At 65.2% G+C, this 8,518-nt stretch carries 6 protein-coding genes and 1 pseudogene; 3 read left to right on the plus strand and 4 right to left on the minus strand.

Annotated features, from left to right (window positions below; translation table 11 throughout):
• Positions 1-99 precede the first annotated feature (99 nt).
• A complete protein-coding gene (locus OO71_RS34485; protein ID WP_156096700.1) occupies positions 100-1,284 on the plus strand; it encodes a M20 family metallopeptidase in 1,185 nt (394 codons plus the stop codon).
• 48 nt (positions 1,285-1,332) lie between these two features.
• Complete coding sequence (locus OO71_RS34490; protein ID WP_033294156.1) at positions 1,333-2,250, plus strand: LLM class flavin-dependent oxidoreductase; 918 nt, start codon at positions 1,333-1,335, stop codon at positions 2,248-2,250.
• Positions 2,251-2,940: 690 nt separating this feature from the next.
• Here the strand turns inward: OO71_RS34490 and OO71_RS52585 are convergent.
• The 3 genes and pseudogenes from OO71_RS52585 to OO71_RS34505 all read right to left on the minus strand — a co-directional run.
• Positions 2,941-3,416, minus strand: a pseudogene (locus tag OO71_RS52585) (transposase); the annotation flags it as partial.
• 69 nt (positions 3,417-3,485) lie between these two features.
• A complete protein-coding gene (locus tag OO71_RS34500) occupies positions 3,486-4,802 on the minus strand; it encodes an amidohydrolase family protein (RefSeq protein WP_033294158.1) in 1,317 nt (438 codons plus the stop codon).
• A gap of 234 nt (positions 4,803-5,036) precedes the next feature.
• A complete protein-coding gene (locus tag OO71_RS34505) occupies positions 5,037-6,884 on the minus strand; it encodes an ABC transporter substrate-binding protein (protein WP_156096701.1) in 1,848 nt (615 codons plus the stop codon).
• A 169-nt stretch (positions 6,885-7,053) separates the two neighbouring features.
• Between OO71_RS34505 and OO71_RS34510 the strand changes: the two genes are divergently transcribed.
• Positions 7,054-7,395, plus strand: coding sequence for an aspartate/glutamate racemase family protein (locus OO71_RS34510; protein ID WP_156096702.1), 342 nt, complete (start codon positions 7,054-7,056; stop codon positions 7,393-7,395).
• A gap of 875 nt (positions 7,396-8,270) precedes the next feature.
• Here OO71_RS34510 and OO71_RS34515 read toward each other — a convergent pair.
• The coding region (locus OO71_RS34515) for an IclR family transcriptional regulator domain-containing protein (RefSeq protein ID WP_033294159.1) at positions 8,271-8,518 on the minus strand (248 nt) is incomplete at its 5' end.

The raw sequence follows: 8,518 nt of genomic DNA on the forward strand, positions 1-8,518 counted from the left end.
TTGCCAGGATGCGTTACGGCCGCGTCGCACCCGCGTGCTGTCGCAACCGCGGGGCGGTGCTGCCAGGGATCCCCAGCACAGGAGACGGAGCACAAGATCGTGAGCGATGCCCAATCAGTGCCGACGCCCCGCCCCGGCCGCCGCGAGGTTCTGGAGCTCACGCGTGAGCTCCTGCGGATCGATACGGTGAACCCGCCGGGAAACGAGCGCGAGGCCGCGGAAGTCGCTTTGGCATACGCCAAGCGCTTCGGGCTGACCGGCAGTCTGCAGCCGATCGGTGAAGGCCGCGCGAACCTGCATCTGGTCCTTCGGGGCAAGGGCGAGCAAGCGCCGATGATGTACTGCGGGCACCTTGACACTGTCCCGCTGGGCACCGCTGAGTGGACGCGCCCGCCTCATGCTGCCGAGGTCGACGAAGACGGCGTGCTGTGGGGACGCGGGTCCGTCGACATGAAGGGCGGCCTCGCCGCCATGCTGGTCGGGATGACCACCCTTGCGCGTGCCGACGTACCGCGACCGGCAGACGTGCATTTCCTCGCCACCGCCGGCGAGGAGGTCGATTGCGCCGGCGCCCGCGCGGCCCGCGACAGCGGCGCGCTGGAGGGCATCGCGAGCCTGGTGATCGCGGAACCGACCGACCTGGACCTCGTGGTCGCCCACAAAGGCGCCCTGTTCCTGGAATTCGTCACTTACGGCCGGGCAGCGCACGGCGCCATGCCCGACCAGGGAGTCAATGCGATCACCCACATGATGTCCCTGCTCGAGCGGCTCGGCGCGCTGGATCTCGGGCTCGCTGCCCACCCCGTGCTGGGAGGTCCGACCTTGAGCGTCGGGACCATCCAGGGCGGTTCGGTCGTCAACATCGTCCCGGATCGGTGCAGTGCGCAGGTCGATCTCCGCAGAGTGCCCGGGATCGAGCACGCGGCCCTGGTGGTCCGCATCGAAGAATTGCTCGAGGATCTCCGGTCCACCCTTCCCGATTTCGAGGCCCAGATGACGGTGACCGGCGACTACGCAGCCGTCGGGACGGATCCCGGCGAGCCTCTCGTGCGAGCTGCCGGACGCGTCCTGGAGGGCGTCCTTGGCTGGCCACCGGAAGTGTCCGGTGTCAGCTACTTTTCCGACGGTTCCATCCTCCACCCCGGCGCCAACCTGCAGACGCTGCTCTTCGGCCCGGGAGATCCCCATCTGGCGCACCAGACCGACGAGCGGGTGCCCGTCGCCGCTCTCGAGCGCGCCGCAGAGTTCTTCACCCTGCTTCCCTTGGCACCGGCCACTTCATGAGCCGGCGGGTGGGCCGCCGCCGCAGCGAAGTCGATCTAGGAGTGAGCAATGAGGTATGCGATCGCGATCCCGCAGTTCTATCCTGATGGCACCTTCGACCCAGCTGCGTTCCGCGCGTATCTCCAGCGCGCCGAGCAGCTGGGTTTCCACAGTGCATGGGCGCAGGAACAGGTGTACAGCCACTCGCCGCAGCTCAGCCCGACCGAGGCGATGACCTTCGCGGCCTCGTGCACGTACACGCTGCGCATCGGGTGCACCGTGTATGTGTCCACTGTGCACAGCGCACCGCATCTGGCCAAAAGCCTGGCCAGCCTCGACCAGCTCAGCCGTGGCCGGCTGGAAGTCGGCGTCGGCACCGGTGGCAAGAACCGGCCGTACGCCGCGTTCGGCATGACCGGCGAGCGCTACCTCACGCGGTTCACCGAGGGCGTCGAGCTGATGAAAGCGCTGTGGACCGAGCAGCGCGTCACGTTCGACGGCGAGTTCTGGCAGGTCGACGAGCTGGCCATGGAGCCGAAGCCGTTCCAGAAGCCGCATCCGCCGCTGTGGTTCGGCGGTTCGGGCGGTGCCGCGATCCGTCGGGCGATCCGCCTGGGCACCGGTTTCTTCGGCGCGGGCTCCTCGCCGACCGTCACGTTCGCCGACCAGGTCAAGGTCGTACGCGAGACACTGGCCGAGGCCGGCCGCACCGAGTCGGACTTCCCCATCGCCAAGCGGATCTACCTCGCAGTCGACGATGACGGTGCGCGAGCCCGGGAGCGGATGAACGCCGGACTGGCCAACGTCTACGGTCAAGTGCCCGCCGACATCGCATCTGCCGCGGTTGCCGGCACGGTCGGCGAGTGCGTGCGAGGCGTGCGCGAGGTGATCGACGCGGGCGCCGGCCTGATCCTGTTCACCGCCCTCCACGACCAGGCCGAGCAAATGGAGCGGATCGCTTCTGAGATCATCCCCCGGCTCGGCTGAGGAGCCGAACGATGAAGGCTGCGGCCGGTACGCCAGGCAGCGCCGGTGCGGCAGACCGACGTGCGCGGCAACAAGTCGGCGGCCGCCCTGCTCGGTCCGGTGCGGACAGGGGAGCCGGGTCGGCCTGATGGTGAGCAACGCCGGTATGTCAGGTCCTGGTGGAACGGTTGCGCTGCCCTCACTCGTATTCTGCAGTCCCGTTCACTGATTGGTACGCGAGGATGGCTCGTTGCCGGGCAGGCGAAATCGTATGCCGTTACCGGTGACGCTCGAGCATCTTGATCTGGTTCACGTGCCCCGGTCGCACACCGGATCAATACGGTAACCGGGGTCGGAAGTCCTGGGTCGCTCATGAACGTCGTGACTCGTCAGGAGCAGGCGGGGGAGACCAAGCGGCGGTGGCGGTAATCCAGCGGGACATGTCAATCTCGGCACTCGCTCGCGCGAATGGTCGCACCCCGGCTCGGCTGGCCCGCTGGCTGCGATTACGACGACGACCTGCTGTTCGCTGCCTTCGCCCTGCACGGCATCGGGGGTGGCCGCCGATGGCGTGCACAGCCGGCGGTTCGAGGTCGAGGGAGCCGACCTGCGCCGAATTCCTCACCGGGAAAGGGATCCTAGCCGCCGACGTCGACCAGGTGTGGCAGGCCATCGCGCTACATCCTTCGCCCGGATCGCCGGACGCCGCGGGTTCTCCAGGTCGACGAGGACGCTCATCCAGAACATCGCGCCCTCCCCGCCGACCCCATCCAGAGGCCCAGCACGTCCTTTTTCCCGTCCACCGTCACGCCGATGGCTGCGTGGGCAGGCCGGTTGGCGACCGGGCCGTCCCGGACCTCGACATGGATAGCATCGATGAACACGGCCGCATAGATCGCGTCGAGCGGCCGGCTGGCCCATTCCTGCCTCGCGGCGATCCCCGAGATCGTCTCCTTACTCACGGGCACACCGGCTCCGCCTGATTCTTCTCATGACCGAGGTGCTCGGTCATTTCCTCGTTCAGCGCCGTTTCCAGCACATTCTTGGTGAACAGTTTCAGCTGACCATCCGGGCCAGTCAACGCCAACCCTCGCGCGGCCATCACCCCCCCCCGCGGCGGCCTGCTCCGGCGACAGCTGCGCCGGCTTCTGGTCAGGCTTGCGTGGACTCACAAGGTTCGATGTCATCTCTCACAGTGCCCATCGCGCCGGACCTCAACCCGGCGTGTCGAGCCAGAGCCGATCTTGGAACAGTCCCTATCGCGAGGCTGGACTCAGTGGGCTCGATGGGAGTGCGTCACGGTCGATGAAGATGCCGTCCTTCATGACCGCCGTGATCTGCCGGTAGTTTTGGGGTTTGTCGAGCGGATCCGCGTCGAGTACCACGAGGTCTGCCCGCTTGCCTGGCTCCAATGTGCCGAGCTCGTCAGCTTTGCCGTACGCCAGGGCAACGTTGCGGGTGGCGGCCAGCAGTGCGTCCATGGGGCGCATTCCTCGCTCGTGCACGGCCATGAGCCACCGGAAGTGGCCCTCGCCGAGTTCGCCGAGCATGTCGGGGGCGCCATTGATACGAGGTCCGAGCCTCGGGTCGTGCCGGTACCGCGACTGCACCAGATACGAGTCGGTGGTCAGCAGCAATCGTGCGCCGGCCTCGATCAGGCGACGATTGTTCTTGTCGGCAGTCGTGTCCGCGCCGTTCGAGTCGTCCTTCGACGCTTTCCACGCCAGCATCGCGTCGGTCTGCACCAGCGCGGCGCATCCGACCTGCTGCTCGACCAGGAGATCGAGTGTGTCTTCGGGGATGGGATGCGGACCTGTGACATCTGGGTGCTGGATAAGGTCTACTCCGGCGTCGACCGCCATCCACAAGCTCTCCGGGGACGTTGTGTGAGCCTGCACGGTCAGGGCGCGAGCGTGTGTTTCTTCGACGATCGCGTGCTGAGCGCGTTCGGAGAACAGGAGGTGATCCTCCTGGACATGTCCGCTGGATCCGTACTTGACGAAGTTCACCAATCCGCGATCAAGGTAGGATCGGATCCGCTTTCGCAGATCGTTCATGCTCAGGTACAGCAGGTCGGAGCCGACGCCGGCATCCCAGATGCGGTTGATTCGTTCGAGCGTCTCTTTGTTGACTACCTTGCTTCCGTCGGCGAAGAAGTCCGGCGACAGCGGGCCCGCGAAACCGATGATGTTGCCTGCGGCAAAGATCCGGCTGCCCACGGCGTCACCCGAGTCGATTGCATCCCGGGCCTGGACTAGTGGCTCCAACGGGCCGTAGGTGTCGAACACCGTGGTCACGCCGCCTCTGAGCGTGACTTTGGCTGCCTCCAGCGCCATCTCGTGATAGCACTCAACGTTCTTCACCATCTCCTCGAACGGTGCGAGCGCAAGATGCACGTTGGCGTCGAGCAGGCCCGGAATGACGAACTTGCCGGTCACGTCGACCATCTCGGCATTCTGTGGCGCCGGCTCGGTCCCGGCCGACACGACGCGACCGCCACGGATGGTGACGACGGCATCGTGCACCGGGGCACCGCCGGTGCCGTCCATGACCGTGGCACCGACGAGTGCCATGCACGGCGCGTCACCAGCCTGCTCGGATGAGGCGGCCGGCCTCATGCCAATGGTCCATTCAATGCGGCTTCTGTTCTTGTACTCGCATGTGCTCGTCGTTCCGGAAGATTGTTTCGACCCTGCAAATCGATATTGCTTGACACCGGTGCTCGCCTTTCTGTGGGGCGTTCGCCGTAAGTGGTGCGTCGGTCTGTCGTTGCATCGACGAAGGTGGTCCACTGCCGCTGTCGTGCGCTACTTTGATACGAAGTACCAGTCTTCCGGGAAGATTCTTCCCGCGACGTTTTGCGGTGCCACGCCGCGCAGGTTCGTCGCGACAGCGGTTAGCTGGGCGACCTGGTTGGGTTGCCACACCACCGGGAGCTGGTCTGCCAGATAATCCTGATACTGATGCAATGTGGACAGGTCCGAGCTTTGGATCGTGCGGGCGATGTTCGCGTCGTTGACCTGGTCGGAATATCGGTTCTTGTTACCACCCGCGCCGGTGGCAAAGATCTGATCGCCGGTCGGGTAGCCCGTGACGGAGTATCCTGTTCCCCAGTTCAGGAACTGCCACTTGCAGACGTTCTCGTCGGGCTTGCACGGAATCAGTGATCCGATGACGTCGTTGAAGGTACCCCCGGAAAGGTTCAGTACTATTCCCGCCTTCGACTCGTCCGACTTCAGCGCCTCCATCGCCTGAGCCACTACCGACGATCCGCTGACATACACGAGATTGAACTCGAGTCGTTGGCCGGCACTGATTCCGGCACCACACTGGCCGGGCCCGGTGCCTGGCCTTGTGCACGTGCCGGGTCCGGACGTGTTGATCGTCCAGCCATGCTGTTCGAGCAGTGCCTTCGCCTTGTCGATCGAGTACGGGTACGGAACGGCCTGGCCGCGGCTGGAAACGTAGCTGCTCTTGGGCAGCAACGGCACCGGACCGGTGGTCGGATAACCATATCCCTTCATCGGTCCCTTGATGATGGCATCCTGGTTCACCAGATGCTGGAAGGCCTGTCGGAAGTAGAGCTGGCGAAAGATCGGGCCAACGGTGGGATTGTTGAAGTTCCACTCGAAAAAATTGATCCGGTACTGAATCCACGGGACCATGTAGTAGTTGGCGGCCAGCGGATTCGGTCCGGCCACGGTCGGATCGTTCGTCGGCGCGGTGATGTCTTGCGCCGGAATGTAGCCAACGTGGATACTGCTGCCGCCTGCGCGGAGCACGTTGTACTCCGCTGAATCTGTGGTGAAGGGCGCCATCTGGAATTTTTCCAGGCGCGGCTTGTCGGGTCCGGAGTAGAGCTTGTTCGGTACCATCGCAACGTGCCCGTCGGCGTCGAAGCTCGACAGTTTCCACGGGCCGTCGACCACCGACCAAAGCTCGCTGCTGGCGTAGGACTTGAGATCTTTGGCCTGGCTGTAGAGGTATGCATAGACTGCCGGGCAGTCGGACACGTTCCCGGCGCAGTTGCTGGGCCCGTTTGCCGTCCGATCCCACGCTCGCGGCATTGGCGTGATGGTCGTGAGCTGGTTGGTGGTGTACCACTGCTGCGAGTATGGCCGATCGAGGTTCAGCGTGATCGTCGTCGGGCCGTCAATGGTCGCTGACGTGATGTTGGCCGGAATCCGACCTGGTGAGTACCAGGCCCATTTGTCTTTTTGCGACCTGGCCATATTGAGCCAGAACATGACGTCGGTGGAGGTGACGGACGTGCCGTCGGACCACTTGTAGGGCTTCAGCGTGATGGTCACGGTCCTGCCGCCGTTGGAGTACCGCGGTGGATTCGCCAGGCTCTTGTTGTTGTTGATCGTGGTGGCCTGACCATCACCGAAGACGTACAGCGGCCGATACATCAGCGGCTGAAACTGCAGGACATTGGCGCCGGTTGAGTGTCCGGGGTCAATGAAGGGCCAGATCCAGTTGGGTGTAGTCGAAGGTTGCAGCGCGAAGACGGCCGTTCCACCGGCGACCGGTGTCCCTCCGGTCGGTACTCCGTTGTTGTCGCCGGTGCCGCCGTTGGCAGCGCCACTGCACCCCGCCGCGATCAGCGTCGCAACTGAAGCCGCGACGAGTAGCGCACCTCGTCTCGTTCTCACGCTTCGCCTCCAGGTCTTGTTTTGGGTCCCTAGGGGTCATCACGCCGCAGATAGGCGTGTGGCGAGACTGTACGGCGTTCGTCTAGACTAAACAAGAGCACGCACCGGCTCTGAGGAGGACACAGATCTGCGGTCTGCCTTCGAGCCGGCAGTGCTGACGGTGCACCGGATGGCTCGCCAGCACGGCATCCCACAACGTTGCCGATCGGTCCGCCCGGTCGACGTCCCGATACTCAGCCTGAACGACGACGAGCTCCTGCTCGGAAGGCTGGCCAAGGAATCCGATGCTCTTGTCACCGCCGGGGAGGCCGACGTCATCGTGCTCGGCTGCACGGGCATGCTCGGCGTCGCGGACGCACTCCAGGCCCGGCTGGAACGCGACGGCAGCGCGGTACCAGTCATCGACCCGACGAGGGCAGCCCTGGCCTGGCTGGAAAATCTGGTCCGGCTCGGCGTCGGGCCCAGTCGCACGACGTACTTCCCGCCGCCCGCCAAGGAAATTCTGCCCTGAGTGGAGAGCGGACGGCTGCGGCTATCTCCGGTGGATCCCCATACCACGGTTCGTTCGCCGATGAGGGGAGACTTTCGGCATTCGACGATCACGGTCTACCACGGGCGAGCCAGGTTCCGCCGGGTGAAGAATCGCTGTTCTCAGTCGGCCGGGAGCACCCGGCCGCGGTCGGTCTGGTGATGCGCGCGGCGGCGGTTCCGGCCGAATTGCGCTTGGCCACCACGATGTGCGGATGGGTGATTGGGCTTTCCGCCGCTGTGATGCAGCTGCGGCGGCGCAGGCGCGGCGAAGGTCACGATCTGGTTGATACCGGCGGCGCTCGGTGTGTCCGATGCGGAAAGGCAAGCAGCTCAACGTGCTTGCCGAAGCTATCCACAGCGAGTGTCGGCTTTTGGCTGCGCGACGCCGTCGTGCGGGCACGGCCGTCGTCCCGAGAATCATGTTTTCCGTGCCCGGAGAAGATTGCTGTGGCTCTTGCCGAAAATGGGCACCGGCCACCTCGTGGGCGGCCGCTGCTTCGCTTCCAGGTTGCGAGAAATCCTTCCGAGTGAACATCGCGACCCGGTCGGTGACCACGAAGTCGGTGAATGTCCTACCGGCACCACTCTTGATCGATCCGACCGCTTTGAGGGGCGCGGGAACGGAGTGCCGGGTGACAGCCCGTGCTCGCACCGCAGCCTGCCGATGGCGTTGCTCCTTGCACCGCCGGGCGGCTGGCGGACGAGCGGGAAGCTCGTCAAGACCGCTGGAGTCGGCGGACCGGCACGACGCTTTCCTGGCCGGCGATGCCCCGCAGGCGGCCAAGCTCGCGGTATTCGGGCGGCGTCACTGCCGTCGGGACCGAGTTGACGGTCGCAGCCTGCGTTTTCGCACCTTCACCGCGGCCGGGCTCCGCTTGGTCCGTCGGCCATGATGGAACTCAAGCGGCGGGCGGCGACCTTCACGGTGGCCGAGAGGGTCTCGACCCGGTCGGCGAGCCGGAACTTCGGGCCGGCGACATTCACCGACGCGATGATGCAGTTCGTGGAATCGCGGACGGGTGCAGCGATCGACATGTGACCTGCTTCGAGCTCGTCGATCGCAATGCAGCACGCCGTTTGCCGCTCGCGGTGGAGCGTGTCGA

It is taken from the genome of Amycolatopsis jejuensis (assembly GCF_000717335.1).
In the GTDB taxonomy this organism is placed as follows: Bacteria; Actinomycetota; Actinomycetes; order Mycobacteriales; family Pseudonocardiaceae; genus Amycolatopsis; species Amycolatopsis jejuensis.

Bases quoted from the DNA above. Each gene is read 5' to 3' on its own strand.
- OO71_RS34510 (WP_156096702.1), top strand. From the start codon at position 7,054: ATGGCTCGCCAGCACGGCATCCCACAACGTTGCCGATCGGTCCGCCCG.
- OO71_RS34490 (WP_033294156.1), top strand. From the start codon at position 1,333: ATGAGGTATGCGATCGCGATCCCGCAGTTCTATCCTGATGGCACCTTC.
- OO71_RS34500 (WP_033294158.1), bottom strand. From the start codon at position 4,802: ATGGCACTCGTCGGTGCCACGGTCATGGACGGCACCGGCGGTGCCCCG.